This window comes from Mesorhizobium sp. M8A.F.Ca.ET.208.01.1.1 (genome assembly GCF_004791315.1).
Lineage (GTDB): Bacteria > Pseudomonadota > Alphaproteobacteria > Rhizobiales > Rhizobiaceae > Mesorhizobium.
In genome coordinates this window covers 126,275-142,963 of sequence record NZ_SRUT01000010.1, presented here as the reverse complement: position 1 = coordinate 142,963, position 16,689 = coordinate 126,275, and the positions used below count along the sequence as shown (strand labels likewise).

15 protein-coding genes are annotated in these 16,689 nt (G+C 64.8%); 12 read left to right on the top strand and 3 right to left on the bottom strand.

What is annotated here, in order from left to right; genetic code table 11:
• Positions 1 to 5 precede the first annotated feature (5 nt).
• The 3 genes from EN851_RS29770 to EN851_RS29755 all read right to left on the bottom strand — a co-directional run bounded on the left by EN851_RS29770 (position 6) and on the right by EN851_RS29755 (position 5,076).
• Entirely contained in the window at positions 6 to 1,337 is a 1,332-nt protein-coding gene (locus tag EN851_RS29770; RefSeq protein ID WP_135930602.1) for an ActS/PrrB/RegB family redox-sensitive histidine kinase, read from the bottom strand.
• 330 nt (positions 1,338 to 1,667) lie between these two features.
• Entirely contained in the window at positions 1,668 to 4,130 is a 2,463-nt protein-coding gene (hrpB, locus tag EN851_RS29760; RefSeq protein ID WP_135930600.1) for an ATP-dependent helicase HrpB, read from the bottom strand.
• 55 nt (positions 4,131 to 4,185) lie between these two features.
• Positions 4,186 to 5,076 carry a DMT family transporter gene (locus EN851_RS29755; protein WP_135917287.1) on the bottom strand — a complete coding sequence of 297 codons (891 nt, stop codon included), beginning with the start codon at positions 5,074 to 5,076 and terminating at the stop codon, positions 4,186 to 4,188.
• A 26-nt stretch (positions 5,077 to 5,102) separates the two neighbouring features.
• Between EN851_RS29755 and EN851_RS29750 the strand changes: the two genes are divergently transcribed.
• From EN851_RS29750 to ptsP, 12 genes are all read left to right on the top strand, one after another.
• The gene (locus EN851_RS29750) at positions 5,103 to 5,792 is read left to right on the top strand and encodes a PIG-L deacetylase family protein (protein ID WP_135930599.1); all 690 of its coding nucleotides are present in this window, start codon (positions 5,103 to 5,105) and stop codon (positions 5,790 to 5,792) included.
• A gap of 254 nt (positions 5,793 to 6,046) precedes the next feature.
• Positions 6,047 to 7,378 carry an ABC transporter substrate-binding protein gene (locus EN851_RS29745; RefSeq protein WP_127873006.1) on the top strand — a complete coding sequence of 444 codons (1,332 nt, stop codon included), beginning with the start codon at positions 6,047 to 6,049 and terminating at the stop codon, positions 7,376 to 7,378.
• A gap of 126 nt (positions 7,379 to 7,504) precedes the next feature.
• A complete protein-coding gene (locus EN851_RS29740; RefSeq protein ID WP_095771946.1) occupies positions 7,505 to 8,452 on the top strand; it encodes a sugar ABC transporter permease in 948 nt (315 codons plus the stop codon).
• On the top strand, positions 8,449 to 9,399 hold the full coding sequence (locus tag EN851_RS29735; RefSeq protein ID WP_127278073.1) for a carbohydrate ABC transporter permease: 951 nt from the start codon (positions 8,449 to 8,451) through the stop codon (positions 9,397 to 9,399). The genes EN851_RS29740 and EN851_RS29735 overlap by 4 nt, the downstream gene beginning before the upstream one ends.
• A 253-nt stretch (positions 9,400 to 9,652) precedes the next feature.
• Positions 9,653 to 9,856, top strand: a complete 204-nt coding sequence (locus EN851_RS29730) for a hypothetical protein (protein ID WP_127278072.1) — start codon at positions 9,653 to 9,655, stop codon at positions 9,854 to 9,856.
• 2 nt (positions 9,857 to 9,858) lie between these two features.
• On the top strand, positions 9,859 to 10,971 hold the full coding sequence (locus EN851_RS29725; RefSeq protein ID WP_135930598.1) for an ABC transporter ATP-binding protein: 1,113 nt from the start codon (positions 9,859 to 9,861) through the stop codon (positions 10,969 to 10,971).
• The gene (locus EN851_RS29720) at positions 10,964 to 11,977 is read left to right on the top strand and encodes an ABC transporter ATP-binding protein (RefSeq protein ID WP_127278070.1); all 1,014 of its coding nucleotides are present in this window, start codon (positions 10,964 to 10,966) and stop codon (positions 11,975 to 11,977) included. The genes EN851_RS29725 and EN851_RS29720 overlap by 8 nt, the downstream gene beginning before the upstream one ends.
• A gap of 67 nt (positions 11,978 to 12,044) precedes the next feature.
• Positions 12,045 to 13,688: a dihydroxyacetone kinase subunit DhaK gene (locus EN851_RS29715; RefSeq protein WP_135921607.1), complete on the top strand. Its 1,644-nt coding sequence runs from the start codon at positions 12,045 to 12,047 to the stop codon at positions 13,686 to 13,688.
• Between the two features lie 72 nt (positions 13,689 to 13,760).
• Positions 13,761 to 14,363, top strand: a complete 603-nt coding sequence (gene dhaL, locus EN851_RS29710) for a dihydroxyacetone kinase subunit DhaL (RefSeq protein WP_127278075.1) — start codon at positions 13,761 to 13,763, stop codon at positions 14,361 to 14,363.
• Positions 14,360 to 14,749: a dihydroxyacetone kinase phosphoryl donor subunit DhaM gene (gene dhaM, locus EN851_RS29705; protein ID WP_127278068.1), complete on the top strand. Its 390-nt coding sequence runs from the start codon at positions 14,360 to 14,362 to the stop codon at positions 14,747 to 14,749. The genes dhaL and dhaM overlap by 4 nt, the downstream gene beginning before the upstream one ends.
• 21 nt (positions 14,750 to 14,770) lie before the next feature.
• Positions 14,771 to 15,073: an HPr family phosphocarrier protein gene (locus EN851_RS29700; RefSeq protein WP_127278067.1), complete on the top strand. Its 303-nt coding sequence runs from the start codon at positions 14,771 to 14,773 to the stop codon at positions 15,071 to 15,073.
• 41 nt (positions 15,074 to 15,114) lie between these two features.
• A complete protein-coding gene (gene ptsP, locus EN851_RS29695) occupies positions 15,115 to 16,689 on the top strand; it encodes a phosphoenolpyruvate--protein phosphotransferase (RefSeq protein WP_189521957.1) in 1,575 nt (524 codons plus the stop codon).

The following is a 16,689-nucleotide window of genomic DNA, read 5'->3' as shown; positions in this document are numbered from 1 at the left end:
CCAATTTACGCAGTGTCAAACATGGTCGCCGGGGACGATTGCGGGTTCAGGAAGACAGTTCTCGGCCACGAAATCCGCACCACCGCCCCTTCGCCGAGGCCGCTCGAATTGCGAAAATCGAGCGTGGCGCCAGACCGTTCGAGCAAAGTCTTGGCGATGAACAGGCCGAGCCCGAGGCCGCCGCCAGCTTCCGTACCCTGGCGTGTCGACATATAGGGCTCGCCAATGCGGTCGATGATCTCGGGCGGAAAACCCGGGCCGTCATCGGTGATCGAGAAGGAGACCATCGCCTCGTCCCAGCTCCAGCGCACGGTGACGCTGTTGCGGGCGAAATCGACGGCATTCTCGACCAGGTTGCCGAGGCCGTAGATGACACCCGGATTGCGCCGCCCGACAGGCTCCGGCCCAGTCCGGTCACCGGGGCGGAGCTTGATCGAAATGCCGAAGTCGCGATGCGGCGCGGTGACCTCCTCGACCAGCGAGGTCAGCGGCAGGCGCGACAGATGCGCCTCGCCCTCCGACGACAGGCTGGTCAGGCGCTTGAGGATTTCGCGGCAGCGCTCGCTCTGCGAGCGCAGCAGCTTCACGTCTTCCCCGTATTTCGGATCGGTGCCGAGCGCCTTCTCCATTTCCTTGGCGACCAGCGTGATGGTGGCGAGCGGCGTGCCGAGTTCGTGCGCGGCGGCGGCGGCCAACCCGTCGAGCGCGGAAAGATGCTGCTCGCGCTGCAGCACCAGTTCGGTGGCGGCAAGCGCGTTGGCCAGAAGCCGGGCCTCGGCGGCCACCCGAAAGGCGTACATGGCGGTGAAGGCGATGGACGACAGCACCGCCATCCACATGCCTGCAACATACACGAAGGGCATGGCCAGCGGTGCGTCCTCATGCCAGGGCAGCGGCAGATGGCGGAAGACCAGCAAGGTCGCCGCTATCATCACCAGCCCACCAAGGATGGCGGTGAGCCGAAGGGGAAGCGACGTCGCCGAAATGACGACCGGCACGGTCATCAGCAGCGAGAACGGGTTGGTCAGGCCACCGGTCATGTAGAGCAGGCCGGCAAGCTGCAGGCTGTCGAAGATCAGGATGCCGAAGGCGGCGAACGGGGTGAGCCTATGCGCGGCCGGAAACCGGAAGGCCAGAAACAGGTTCATCCAGGCCGAACAGGCGATCAGCGCAAAACACAGGCTGACCGGCAGCGGGAATTTCAGGCCGTAGGCGACGACAAGAACCGTCAGGCTCTGGCCGACAATGGCAAGCCAGCGCAGCCGGATCAGCGTGTTGAGGCGCAGCCGCTGGCTTTGCTGGAAATCGGGCGTGTTCAGGATGTTGATCATGGCCATGGATTACAGCCGCGGGATGGACAGCGCTAGTAGCGGCGCAAAGGGACATTCGGGATTGGCCGAGGCCTCAAAACTTCGTCATCCCAGGGCGGAGCAGGAGCGTAGCTCCGTCGCGGAGACCCTGGGATCCATTCCGTGACCTTCGACCTGGTGCGGCTGGGCAGGATTCCGCGCCGACGTAGCCACCTTGAAGTCGCGGCATGGATCCTTGGGTCTGCGCCGCGTCGCTACGCTCCTTGCTTCGCCCGTGGATGACGAAGTGATTGATGCTTTCGCGAAATTTTCGAGGGAAGTCCCGCTGACCCAAGCGGCCCGCCAAAGCGCCCATGGCTAGGTCCCGCGCGGTTTGGCGCGGGCGGTCGCGACGGCGAACAGCGGATTCTCCGGCCAGACATGCTTGGGATAGCGGCCGCGCATGTCGGCGCGTACATCGGCCCAGGAGCCGCGCCAGAAGCCTGGGAGGTCGCGCGTCGTCTGGATCGGCCGATGCGCCGGCGACAACAGTTCGAGTGTCAACGGCACGGTGCCGTTGGCGATCGAAGGATGGCGGTCGAGGCCGAACAGTTCCTGGACGCGGACCGCCAGAACCGGCCATTCGCCGTCATAGCGGATCGGCACGTGACTGCCCGACGGGACGTCGAAATGGGTCGGCGCCAGCGCATCGACCTTGCGCTGCAGGTCATGCGGCACGAGCGACGACAGCCCGGCCGCGATCACACCAGCATCGATGGCAGCCAGGGACGCCGCACCGGACAGAAACGGCAGCAGCCAGTCATCGAGGCGCTCGATGAGCGTTTCATCCGACATGTCTGGCCAGGGCGCGCCTAAGCCCTTGTGAAGCCAGGACAGCCGCTGGCGCAGCGTCTGAGCCTCCTTGCTCCAGGTCAGGAGGGAAAGCCCATGCTCGCGCAAGGCCTCAAGAATAGCGCGGTCGGCATCGGCGCCGGCCGGCGGAGGCAGCATACGTTCGGCGAGTGTGATGGCGCCGAGGCGCACGGTTTCGCGCACCCGCACGGCGCGGCGCTCGCGATCGAAACTCGTCTGCCTGCGCGTTTCGATCTTGCCGCCAAGGGCTGACCGGATATCCTCCTCGCTGATTGCCGCCGCCGCCGTGATGCGGGCATTCTGCGCCTTGCCCTGGAGGTCGGCGACGACCAGAAAGGGTTCGCCCGCCAACGGATCGGCAGCGTCGAGCATGGCGCCGGAGCCATTGGCCAGCACGAAACGGCCGCGCTCGCCGCGCGCCTTGGCGACGCGGTCCGGCCAGGCATGGATGAGCAGGGTCCCGGCGTGAACAGCTCCGCTGGTCTTCGCATCGCCGACCTGCCTGGCCAGGCGCTCGGCAAGCTGGCGCGCCGACGTGGCACGTGGCGATTTCTCGCCGCGAAAGCGCATCAGCCTCCGTTCGAGATCGGCACCGTCGCCGCCAAGGCCGCGTTCGGTGAGCAACACCGCAAGCATGGCCGCCTCGCCGGCATGACCGCTGCCGGCCGCCTCGGCGACCATATGCGCCAGCCGCACCGGCAAGGCGAGCTTGCGGATCGAAGCGCCCGCTTCCGTCAAGCGCCCGGCCTCGTCGATGGCATCGAGCGCGCGCAGCAGCGCCCTTGCTTCATTGAGTGCCGGCGCCGGCGGCGGATCGAGGAAGGCAAGTCTGGTTGGATCGGCGACGCCGAAGGCGGCGCAGTCGAGCAGCAGGCCGGAAAGGTCCGCCTCGAGGATTTCCGGCGGCGTGAAGGCGGGCAGTGCCGCCGTCTGCTCGGCGCGCCACAGCCGGATCGCGACGCCGGCCTGCGTGCGACCGGCGCGGCCGGCGCGCTGGTCGGCGGAAGCCTTGCTGACGCGAACTGTCTCCAGCCGTGTCAGGCCGCTGGCCGGTTCATAGCGCGGCAGCCGCGACAGGCCGGAATCGATGACGACGCGCACGCCGTCGATGGTAATCGAGGTCTCGGCGATCGAGGTCGCCAGCACCACCTTGCGGCGGCCCGCCGGTGCCGGCTTAATCGCCGCGTCCTGCGCCTTGCCGTCGAGTTGACCATAGAGCGGGACGATATCGGTGTCGGCGCCGACCTTGCCGGACAGCCGCTCGGCGGTGCGCTCGATCTCGCGCTGGCCGGGCAGGAAGGCAAGCAGGCTGCCGCTCTCGTCGGCAAGGGCGGAGCGGATCGCCCTGGCCATGGCATCCTCGATTGCCGCGCCAGCCGGCCGTTCGTCGTACCTGACATCGACAGGGAAGGCGCGGCCCTGGCTTTCGATCACCGGCGCGCCCGACAGGAGTTTCGCGACCCGTGCGCCGTCGAGCGTCGCCGACATCACCAGCAGGCGCAGATCCGGCCGCAGTGCGCCCTGGACGTCGAGGGCGAGAGCGAGACCGAAATCGCCGTCGAGCGAGCGCTCGTGGAATTCGTCGAAAATGACCGCCGAAACGCCGGGCAGTTCAGGGTCGTCAAGAATCATCCGCGACAGAACGCCCTCGGTGACGACCAGGATTTTCGTCCGTGCCGAGGTGCGGTTTTCCATCCGCATGGCATAGCCCACCGTAGCGCCCGGCTCCTCCCCAAGCAGTTCGGCCATGCGGCGCGCGGCGGCGCGGGCGGCGAGCCGGCGCGGTTCGAGCAACACGATCTTGCCCGTGCCCGCCCAGGGCGCATCGAGCAGCGCCAACGGCACCAGCGTGGTCTTGCCGGCGCCGGGTGGCGCCACCAGCACGGCGCTGTTGCCGGAGCCGAGCGCCTCGCTCAGCGCCGGCAGCACGGCGGATACTGGAAGCTCCGGCAAGGACTTGGTCGTCATTGCGCCCGCATATCAGCCGTCACGGGGGCGGTGCAACTTATCGAATTGCGGCGACTCAAAGCCGGGTGCGCGAAAACGGGTTCCAGCGCACCGTACCCAGCCGCACTTCTTCGCGCACCATGGTCAGCAGGCCGGAGCCGCCGACGACCCCGAGGCCGACAAGCGACAGCCAGTCCGGATATTCCTGGAAGAACAGCGCGCCGAGGATCACCGCCCAGACGATCTGCGAATAATGCGTCGGCGCGATCCGGTTGGCGGGGGCGTATTTGGCGGCCAGCAATTGCAGCAATTGTCCGCCTGCGGTGAAGGCGCCCGCCATCACCAGCCAGACCAGCTGCTTTCCATCCGGAACGGTGAAGGAGGTCGCGGCGGCACCGATGCCGTTGAACAGCAGTCCGTACCCGATCAGTACGCCGAGAATGGTTGTGCGTTTTTCCCGCTGCGCCAGCGAACGCATCAGGATGACGTTGGTGGCGGCGAGGAAAGCGATGATGAAAGCGGCAAGGTGGCCTAGGTGCAACTCGCGAAAGCCCGGCCTGACCACCAGCATGACGCCGGCGAAGCCGGCGACCACCGCCAGCCAGCGCCAGGGGCCAACCTTCTCCTTGAGGATCACGGTGGAAAGAATGGTGACGCAGAGCGGCGCCAGAAAGATAAGCGCATAGGCCTCGGCCAGCGGAATGGTGGTGAAGGCATAGACGCTGAGCACGCCTGATGCGATGCCGGCCCAGGCCCGCGCCTGCACCGCCCAGGGACGTTTGGTGCGCCAGAAATCACGCCAGCGCTCGCTGGCCGGCCGGCTGAAGAAAAGGAAGCAGCCGGCGAACAATGTCGAGAAGAAGCCGATCTCGAACACCGTGAATTGGCCGCCCAGGCTCTTGATAACGGCATCGCTGCACGAATAGCTTGCATAGGCGATGAGGGCGAGCAGGATTCCGTTCGGCACGTTTTTTCATTTCCGGGAGAGAATAGTTGAAAATACTGGCGCTCGGTGCGCATCCGGACGACATCGAGATCTTCATGTTCGGTACGATGGCCGCCTATGCCGCGCAAGGCGCAGCACTCACTTTTGCCGTGGCCACCCATGGTGCCAGGGGCGGCAAGAGCGATCCCTCCGTTCTGGCTCGTGTCCGCCGCGAGGAAGCGATGGCCGCCGCCGCGCTGCTCGGGGCCGCGCCGCGCTTTCTCGACTTTCCCGATGGCGGCCTAGTGGCGGATGCCGCCCTGATCGATGCGCTGAAAACGCTGATCAGCGAAATCGGGCCGGACCTCGTGATCACGCACGCGCCCAACGACTACCACGCCGACCACCGCGGATTGTCGGACGGGGTGCGCATCGCGGCGTCGTTCGGCGTCCCCGTGCTGCATGCCGACACGATGGGCGGCACCGGATTCTCGCCGACGCACTATGTCGATGTTTCCGCCCATGCCGAGATCAAGGCCAGGGCAATCCGCATGCACCAGTCGCAGGACCCGGATCGCTTCGTAGATATCGCCCGGACGCAAAACCTTTTTCGCTCAGGCCAATGCAATGGCGCACCGGGGTCGCAGGCTGAAGCCTTTCGCTTCGAACCGATGTTTCCCTTCGGGGATATCCGCGCGCTGCTGCCGCCGGCGCCCCCGATCCGGACGGTGATGATGAGCACCAGGCGGGTCGACTGACCCCTCGGAGCACGTCCACACTCCGCGATCATCCGACCGGCGCTCGGCGCTTTTCCCAACGTTTTCAGATACCGGCGCAAACATGCTGCGGCGCAGCAACGAATTCGCTTGCGTTGTTTAGTAAAAAGAGCATCACTAAACAAATTACTAAACATCTGCGGCGCGACGATGCCGCCATGTTTGGGCCTCTGAGGAGAGAGGTTGAGAGTTCTTGAAACCGTCATCCGGACGTGTTTCACAAATGGGAGGAAGGCATGAAATCGAGCTTTAAACTGGCTTTGGGACTGACCTCTGCGATTGCAGCGTCGACAGCCGTCTCGAACGCCGCGCACGCTGAAGACCTGACGCTGTGCTGGGCCGCCTGGGACCCGGCCAACGCGCTTGTCGAACTGTCGAAGGATTTCACCAAGGAAACCGGCATCGGCATGAAATTCGAATTCGTGCCGTGGACCAACTATGCAGACCGTTTCCTCAATGAGCTGAACTCGCACGGCAAGCTCTGCGACCTGATCATCGGCGACAGCCAGTGGATCGGCGGCGCGGCCGAGAACGGCCACTACGTCAAGCTGAACGACTTCTTCGACAAGGAGAAGATCAGCATGGACGACTTCGTACCGGCGACCGTGGTGGGCTATTCCGAATGGCCGAAGAACACGCCGAATTACTGGGCGCTGCCGGCCATGGGCGACGTCGTCGGCTGGACCTATCGCAAGGACTGGTTCTCCAAGCCCGAACTGCAGAAGGAGTTCAAGGAGAAGTATGGCTGGGATCTCGGCCCGCCTGCCACCTTCGACCAGTTGAAGCAGATCGCCGAATTCTTCCAGAAGCGGCAGATCGACGGCAAGACGGTCTACGGCGCCTCGATCTACACCGAGCGCGGTTCCGAAGGCATCACCATGGGCGCGATGGACGTGCTCTACAGCTATGGCTTCCAGTACGAAAACCCGAAGAAGCCCTACGAGATGGAAGGCTTCGTCAACTCCGAGAAATCGGTCAAGGGGCTGGAATTCTACAAGGCTCTCTATGACTGCTGCACCCCACCCGGCGCCTCGAACAGCTACATGGGTGAAGGCGTCGATGCCTTCAAATCCGGCCAGGTGGCGATGCACATGAACTTCGCCTTCACATGGCCGGGCCTGCAGAAGGACGAGAACGTCGGCGGCGACAAGATCGGCTATTTCGTCAACCCGAAGGGTCCTGACGGCGACCAGTTCGCCCAGCTCGGCGGCCAGGGCATTTCGGTGGTGTCCTATTCCGACAAGCAGGAAGCGGCGCTGAAATACATCAAGTGGTTCGCCAACAAGGACGTGCAGGCCAAGTGGTGGTCGCTCGGCGGCTATTCCTGCCTGAACGCGGTGGTGAAGGATCCGAAATTCCCCGCCAGCCAGCCCTATGCTCAGACCTTCCTCGACTCGATGGCCATCGTGAAGGACTTCTGGGCCGAGCCGAGCTACGCGCCGCTGTTGCAGGCCTCTCAGAAGCGCTTCCACGACTATGTCGTCGCCGGCCAGGGTTCGGCCAAGGATGCGCTCGACGGGCTGGTCAAGGACTGGACCCAAGTGTTCCAGGACGATGGCAAGATGTAACTGGGGCAAGATGTAACCGGCTCCTCCCGAGCCAGGCCCAAGCGTCCCGTGCCGCCCTTGGCACGGGACGCAGTTCAGATAAATTCCATGATAGAGACGACCCAAGTGACCGAAGCAGGACTTACCATGCTCAATCGGACCGCGGAGAACGTTGCCCGGGCGACCCCGGAACCGTTGGCGCGCAAGGTCCGGGGCATCAGCGACAAGGGCCTCGCCTGGCTGTTCATCTCGCCGACGATCCTGTTGCTGCTCGCTATCAATATCTTCCCGCTGTTCTGGGCGATCTATCTGTCGTTCACCAATTTTCGCGCCAACCGCCCGAACGAGGTGGTGAAGAACCTCGGTTTCGCCAACTACCAGCGCATCCTCGGCGACCAGGACATTTGGATCGCCATGCAAACGACAGCGCATTTCGTGTTCTGGACCATCCTGTTGCAGACGCTGATCGGCTTCACGCTGGCCTGGCTGATCGACAGGAAGTTCCGCGGCCACGCTTTCTGGACGACGCTGATCCTGGTGCCGATGATGCTGTCGCCGGCGGTGGTCGGCAATTTCTGGCGCTTCCTCTACGAACCCCAGATCGGCCTGTTTTCCTATGTCATCTCGTTCGTGTCGGGCATCCCGCCGACAAGCATCCAGATGCTTTCCAACGTCTCGCTGGCACCGTGGTCGATCATCATCGTCGACACCTGGATGTGGACGCCCTACGTGATGCTGATCTGCCTCGCGGGCCTGCGTTCGATCCCCGAATATATCTATGAGGCGGCCGAGGTCGACCGCGCCTCCAACTGGCGGCAGTTCTGGTCGATCACACTGCCGATGGCGCTGCCCTTCATCATGCTGGCGGTGCTGTTTCGCGGCATCGAGAACTTCAAGATGTTCGACATGGTCAATCTGCTGACCGGCGGCGGGCCGGGCTCGACCACCGAGGTGGCCTCGATCACGCTGAAACGGCAAGCCTTCGAAAGCTGGCGCACCGGCTATTCCTCGGCCTTCGCCATCATCCTGTTCGTCGCGGTGTTCGGTCTCGCCAACATCTACGTCAAGGCGCTCAACAAGGTGAAGCAGAGATGAGCCTGACCACAGCCCATTCGGTCGTCGCCCCCTCGGCAAGTTCGAAGCGCATCGCCGGCGCGATCATCATCGCCTATGCGCTGATCTCGATCGTGCCGCTCTTGTGGATCTTCGCCACCAGCTTCAAGACGCCGCCGGATTCGATCGCCTATCCGCCCAAGATCGTGTTCCAGCCGAGCATCGAGGGCTACTGCAACCTGTTCACCACGCGCACGAGGCAGACGCCGGAATACATCAATTCGCTGGGGCCGGCGACTGGCTTCTGCGACGAGACCGTGCGCAAGCGCAACATGGTGATCGCCGGACCATCCAACTTCCTGCCGCGCTTCATCAATTCGCTGGTCATCGCCTTCGGCTCGACCTTCTGCGCCGTCTTTCTCGGCACGCTGTCGGCCTATGGCTTCTCGCGCTTCAAGGTGCCGCTCGCCGACGACCTTCTGTTCTTCATCCTGTCGACACGCTTCATGCCGCCTATCGCGGTCGCTATTCCCATCTACCTGATGTACCGCGAACTCGGCCTGTCCGACACCGCGCTCGGCATGATCCTGCTCTACACGGCGGTCAATGTGTCGCTGGCGGTATGGCTGCTCAAAGGCTTCATCGACGAGATCCCGCGAGAATACGAGGAAGCGGCGATGATCGACGGCTATACGCGGCTGCAGGCATTCTGGCGCACCGTGCTGCCGCAGGCCACGACCGGCATCGCCGCGACCGCCATCTTCTGCCTGATCTTCGCCTGGAACGAGTATGCGTTCGCCGCGCTGCTGACCTCGGGCACGGCACAGACCGCGCCGCCCTTCATCCCGACCATCATCGGCGAAGGCGGCCAGGACTGGCCGGCGGTGGCAGCCGGCACGACGATCTTCCTGGTGCCGATCCTTGTCTTCACCATCCTGCTCCGCAAGCAATTGCTGCGCGGCATCACCTTCGGCGCGGTGCGCAAATGATGGCCTTGGCACAAAGTCGCCCCCCACTCCGTCGAGCTTCGCTCGACACCTTGCCGGGGCGAGCCACGGGTCTCGCCCGTCCTTCGGACCCCCCGATCGACGGGGTAGAGGAAGGGCGCGAACTTCATTCAGCCAGGCTCCCTTCCTCTCCCTCCGGAGGGGGGAGAGGTGGCGCTGTAAAGCAGCGACGGAGTGGGGGAACCACCTGGCAACCATCTCTCCCTGTGAACGGGGAGAAGGAGGGGAGGAACGCATGAGCCGCTCGGTTATCTCCAAGCGCCCATCTTGGCCACGCTGGGCAAGGCGCGGGCTGATGGAAAACATAGCGACGGCACTGATCGCCATCGGCTTCCTGATGCTGTTCCAGCCTTTCGCGCTGTCGCTCTACACCTATTCCTTCATCACCATGCTTGCCGGCACGGTGATGTTCATCATCGTCTCCAAGTTCCCGGAATAATCATGGCCGAAATCCGCGTCCAGCATCTGAGAAAGGCCTTCGGCGATTTCGTCGCCGTGCAAGACTCCAACTTCGTCGTCGAGGATGGCGAGTTCTTCGTCATGCTCGGACCGTCCGGTTGCGGCAAGACCACCACCTTGCGCATGATCGCCGGGCTGGAGCTGCCGACCGGCGGCCAGATCCTGCTCGGCGGCGACGACGTTACCATGCTCAGGGCGCGCGAGCGCGACATCGCCTTCGTCTTCCAGCTGTTCGCGCTCTACCCGCACATGAATGTACGCAAGAACATCGGCTTCCCGCTGCTGGCGCAAGGCATGTCCTCCGCCGAAATCCGCAGCCGCGTCGAGGAAACCGCGAAGCTTCTGCGCATCGACCATCTGCTCGACAAATCCGTCTCCGGCCTCGCCGGTGGCGACCGCCAGCGCGTCGCGCTCGGCCGCGCCATCGTGCGGCGGCCAAAATGCTTCCTGATGGACGAACCGCTGGGGACGCTCGACACCGAATTCCGCGATTTGATGGTCCATGAATTGCGCGAACTGCACAACCGCATCCACGCCACCACGGTCTATGTCACGCATGACCAGATGGAAGCGATGTCGATGGCCGACAAGATCGCCGTCATGAACCATGGCGTCATCGAGCAGTTCGGCACGCCACGCGAGATCTACGACCGCCCGGCGTCCATGTTCGTCGCCGACTTCATCGGCTCGCCGCCGATGAACTTTCTGGGCTTCGGCGGCGGGATCGCCAAGGGCGCGAGGGAGATCGTCGTGCAGGGCGCCAAAGTCACGGTGCCGGAGGTACGCGAGGATGTCGCGCCGGCCGACATGGCGCTCGGCATCCGCCCCGAACACATCCGCTTCGACGACGCATCGAAACTGCGCGGCGCAATCTACGGCACCGAATATCTCGGCACCACGCAGATCGTCGCGGTGGAGACATCGGACGGCATCATCAAGGCGCGTGTGCCGGCCGAAATCCGGCTCAACGCCGGCGACCATGTCGGCCTGACGCTGAACAGCGCGCGGCTGTCGCTGTTCGAAAAAGGCTCAGGGCGCGCGGTGAAGACGGCGATCCACGATACCGCCTCTCAGGGGAGAGTGCAGCATGGCTGATGTGCGCATCAAAGGCGTGACCAAGAGTTTCGGCGAGCATGTCGCCGTCAACGGTCTCGACCTGCATATATCAGACGGCGAATTCGTCGTGCTGCTCGGGCCGACCGGCGCCGGCAAGACGACGACATTGCGCCTGATCGCCGGACTGGAGCGGCCGGATACCGGTACGATCGAGATCGGCGGCCACAATGCCACCAGCCTGTCACCGGCCGAGCGCGACACCGCTTTCGTTTTCCAGCAATATTCGCTCTATCCGCATCTGTCGGTGTTCGACAATCTCGCCTTTCCCCTGCGCTCGCCGGCACGAAAAATACCGGAAGACCAGATTCGCCGCCGGGTCGAGGAGGTGGCGAAGATGGTGCGCATCCATCACAAGCTCGCCAACCGTTCGACCAAATTGTCGGGCGGCGAAATGCAGCGCGTCGCCATCGGCCGCGCGCTGGTCCGCAAGCCGTCCATCTACCTGATGGACGAGCCGCTGTCGTCGCTGGACGCCAAGCTGCGCGCGGATCTGAGGCTCGAGCTGAAGCGCATCCAGTCCGAACTCGGCGCCACCATGCTCTACGTCACCCACGACCAGATCGAAGCCATGACCATGGCCGATCGCATCGGCATCCTGGCCGATGGCGTGCTGGTGCAGATCGGCACGCCGCGAACCATCTACTCCGAGCCGGCAAATCTGCACGTCGCGGCAAGGCTCGGCCAGCCCGCCATCAATCTTCTACCGACGGGGCTGCTGCCGGATGGCAGCGCGCCGGCCGGCACCAAGACGATCGGCGCGCGGACCGAGCACCTGGCGATCGAGAAAGCCGTGAATGGCCATGCCGACGGCGTCGTCGACTGGGTCGAGCATCTCGGCGACCAGAACCATCTGCATGTGACGGTGGGGCCGAAGAAACTGGTGACGCTGACCGATCCCGACACGGATCTGGGGCAAGGCGACAAAGTGGTGATCCGCTATCGCTCGCCGCTCTATTTCGGCGCTGACGGACAACGACTGACGTGAATGGTTTTTCGGCGTCCCTCGCCAAGGTGATGCCGGCTTCTGATTGACGAAATACGGGACCAATTCGATGAAGCACTTTTTCAACCGCAGGGCAACGATCGTCACCGAGGCGCTGGACGGATTGTTGCGCACCATTGGCTCAGGCAACCTCGCGCGCCTCGACGGCTATCCCGAGATCAAGGTCGTGCTGCGCGCCGATTGGGACAAGTCCAAGGTCAGCGTCGTCTCCGGCGGCGGCGCCGGGCACGAGCCGTCGCATGCCGGCTTCGTCGGCAAGGGCATGCTGACAGCTGCCGTCTCGGGCGAGATCTTTGCCTCGCCGAGCGTGGAAGCGGTGCTGGCGGCCATTCGCGCGGTCACCGGACCGGCCGGCTGCCTGCTGATCGTCAAGAACTACACCGGTGACCGGCTCAATTTCGGCCTCGCTGCGGAAAAGGCGCGCGCCGAAGGCTTTCGAGTCGAGATGGTGATCGTCGCCGACGACATCGCGCTGCCTGACATCGCCCAGCCGCGCGGTGTCGCGGGCACCCTGTTCGTGCACAAGATTGCAGGCCATCTGTCGGAAGCCGGCCAGGATCTGGCCGAGATCGCGGCCGCGGCGCGGACGGCGGCGAAGGATATCATTTCGCTCGGCATATCGCTGTCGTCCTGTTCGATCCCGGGCCAGCCGCATGAAGACAGGTTTGGAGCCGATGATGGCGAACTCGGCCTTGGCATCCATGGCGAGCCTGGCGTCGAGCGCATCGCGGTGCAGAGCGTCGACCGGCTGGTGGCGATCATGGCGGAGCGCTTGGCAGTGCGGCTCGACCCGAAGGCCACCTATGCCTTGCTGATCAACAATCTCGGTTCGGTGCCACCGCTCGAAATGTCCTTGGTCGCCAATGCGGTACTTGCCTCGCCGCTCGCCAGGGCCGTCAAGTTGACGATCGGTCCCGGCCCGCTGATGACGGCGCTCAACATGAACGGGTTCTCGCTGTCGCTGATCCGGCTCGATGCGGCGCGCCAAGCGGCCCTGCTGGCGCCGGTCGGCCCGCACGCCTGGATGCCGGCAAAGCCGGTCGTGGAGCCTTATGTCGTGCCGCTGGTCAAACCAGCGCACGAAGGCGCGGCACGCAAGGCCAGCCACGACGCAGGCACAAGGCGCTTGATCGTGACGGTCTGTGAAAAGCTGATTTCGCTTGAAGCGACATTGAACGGCCTGGACGCCAAGGCAGGCGACGGTGACACCGGCTCGACGGCAGCGACCGGCGCACGCAGCATCCTCGAACGGCTCGATACGCTGCCGCTTGCCGACCCCGCAGCGACGCTTGGCGCCGTCGGCGACCTTCTGAGCGCCTCGATGGGCGGCTCCAGTGGGGTGTTGTTGTCGATCTTCTTCACAGCGGCGTCGCGGGCCCTCGATGGCGGCACTGATGTGCCCAAGGCCCTGCTTGCCGGGCTTGAACGAATGACCTTCTACGGCGGCGCAAAACCCGGCGATCGCACTATGGTCGACGCGCTGGAGCCGGCCCTGAGGGCGCTCGACGCCAAGGGCCTGGAGGAAGCCGCGATAGTGGCCGCGCGCGGCGCCGAAGCCACGGCCGCGATGGAGAGGGCGAAGGCCGGCCGGTCGGCTTATGTCGGCACCAAATTGCAAGGTGTGGTCGACCCCGGTGCTCATGCCGTGGCCGAAGTGTTCGCGGCCGCCGCCGCGCAGCATGCCACGGCCTGACGCATGCTCCAGTTGCCGAACGACCGTTCTTTCGCTACTGCCGGCAAGGTGCAAACCGGGAATTCGGGCGACATGACGGCGCTGAATCTTTCGAAGCTGATCACGGCCGCCGCGGATACGATTGCCGAGCACGCCGAGGAATTGACGGCGCTCGACCAGGCGATCGGCGACGGCGACCATGGACTGAACATGAAGCGCGGCTTCGAGGCCGTGCGCGCCGAGGCGGATGTGTTCGCGGCAAAGCCGCTGCCAGACACACTGAAGGCGATCGGCACCAAGCTGGTGATGACGGTGGGCGGTGCGTCCGGCCCACTCTTCGGCACGTTGTTCATGGCGCTCGGCAAGGAGATTTCGGCGGAACCTGATCGCGCCAACCTGACGACTGCCTTCGGCAAGGCGATCGAAGCGGTGGCCGCGCGCGGCAAGTCACAGGTTGGCCAGAAAACCATGCTCGATGTGCTGCAACCGGTGCATGACGCGTTAGCCGGGGGAAAGACGGTAGCTGAAATAGTCGACATCGCCGACGCCGCCGCCGAGGCGACCGTGCCGATGAAGGCGCTGCGTGGGCGTGCCTCGTTCCTCGGCGACCGCTCGATCGGCCATATGGATGCCGGCGCGCGCTCGACCGCGCTGCTGGTGCGCACGGTGGGACAGGCGATCGGGGAAAGCGCATGAGCAATGTCGGGATCGTGATCGTCTCGCATTCGCCGCTGGTCGCGGAGGGCACAGCCGACATGGTACGCCAGATGGTGGGCGACGAAGTGCCGCTTGCATGGTGCGGCGGAAACGGCCATGGCGGGCTCGGCACCAGTGTCGAGGCGATCATGGGCGCCATCGACAAGGCCTGGTCGGAAGCCGGTGTCGCCATCCTTGTCGATCTCGGCGGCGCCGAGACCAATTCGGAGATGGCGGTGGAGATGATCGGCGAACCGCGCGCGCAGAAGATCATCGTCTGCAACGCGCCGATCGTCGAGGGCGCGGTAATGGCGGCGACCGAGGCCTCCGGCGGCGCCTCGCTCCGGGAAGTGGTGGCGACGGCGCACGAATTGTCGCCGTCGTGAGTGAACGGGGTTTTTGAAGACATGTCCGCAACCGCAGAAGCGACCGTCCTGATCACCCACGATGTGGGCCTGCATGCGCGTCCTTCGGTGAAGTTCACCAAGCTGGCCAAGAGCTTTGCCGCCGATGTGGAAATTGCACTCGCCGCCAACGGCCCGTGGTTCGACGCAAAAAGCATCGTCAAGGTGATGGCAGCCAAGGCGCCGAAGGGCACGGTGCTGCATATCAGGGCCAAAGGCGATGGCGCCGATGATGCGATCCGCGCGCTGATCGAACTGGTGCAGCGCGATTTCGACGAGGACGCCGGCCATGTCCGCTCGGCTTGAGGCCGTTGCATGCCTTGGCCGGCCCGCAGGGAATGCGGGCCATGCGCATTGAAGGTGTTCCGGCCTCGGCCGGCTATGCCGAGGGGCCCCTGTTCGAACTGGACCGGCCTGCCGGCGTCTATGCAAGCAAGGCAAGCTCCGCCGAGGAGACGTTGTCGCTGGAAGCCGCGATCGGCAAGGCGGTGAGCCGGCTCGTGGCCATGGTCGGGACCGCCGACAGCGATGCCGCCGGCATACTCGAATTCCACATCGCCATGCTGGAAGACGATGCGCTGAGCGGGCCGGCCTTCGCATCGATCGCTTCCGGAAAAACCGCCGACGCGGCCTGGCGGCAGGCACTCGATGCCGAGATCGCCGGCTACGACGCCTCGGACCAGGATTATTTCCGCGCCCGCGCCGCGGACCTGCGCGATATCAGGGACCAGGTGCTGCGCGCGCTCACCGAGGACGGTGACAGCACGGCACCGGCCGGCGCCATTCTCTGCGGCGAGGATATCGCGCCGACGCGGTTTCTCGAAACCGACTGGAGCCATGGCGGCGGCATCGCGCTGAAGGCAGGCAGCACTGCCAGCCACGTCGCCATGCTGGCGCGCTCGCGTGGCGTGCCGATGGTCGTGGGTCTGCGCGAGCCGCTCACCGCTGGTTCCGGCATGGCGCTGCTCGACGCCGAGCACGGGACTATCGTTCTGGCGCCCTCGCTCACGGAGATCGGCTCGTTCCGACAGGCGTCGTCTTCCTTCGCGGCTCGACAGGGCAAGGCACAGACATTTCTGGCGCGGCCGGCGGCGACGAAGCGCGGCACCGCGGTGCGCGTGCAGGTCAACATCGCCGACCCCCGCGATGTCGATGCCATCGACATCGCGACCTGCGATGGTGTCGGCCTGATGCGTACGGAATTCCTGTTCGGCAAGACGCTGCCGGATGAAGAGACGCAGTATCGCGCCTATCGCAAGGTGCTGGAATGGGCCGGCGAAAAACCGGTGACGATCCGCACCGTCGATGCCGGAGGCGACAAGCCGGTGCCGGGCTTCACCGTCGAGGAAGGAAATCCGTTCCTCGGCCTGCGCGGCATCAGGCTGTCGCTGGCCAGGCTGGATATATTCCGTGTTCAAATCAGGGCATTGCTGCGCGCCGCACCACACGGCAATCTCAAAGTCATGTTTCCGATGATCGCCACATCAGAAGAGTATGAACGCGCCGCCGCCCTGTTCGCCGAGGAGCGGGCGGCGCTCGCCGCGCGCGGCGTCGCGCACAAAATGCCGCCGCTCGGCATCATGGTCGAGGTGCCCTCGGTGGCCATCGCGCCGGAGGCGTTCGCCGGCGTCGCCTTCTTCTCGATCGGCTCCAACGACCTCACGCAATATGTGATGGCGGCTGCCCGCGACAACGCCGCGGTCGCGCATCTCAACTCCGTCCGCCATCCGGCCGTCCTGCGGTTGGTCGGTTCGGTCGCGGCCTTCGGACAGGAGAACGGTATCCCCGTCAGCCTGTGCGGCGACGCCGGCGGTGATCCTGCTTCGATCCCATCGTTGCTCGAGGCCGGCCTGCGCGATCTCTCGGTCGCGCCGGCGCAACTCGCCATGGCCAAGGCGGCCATCGCGGACGTCCCGGTCTAG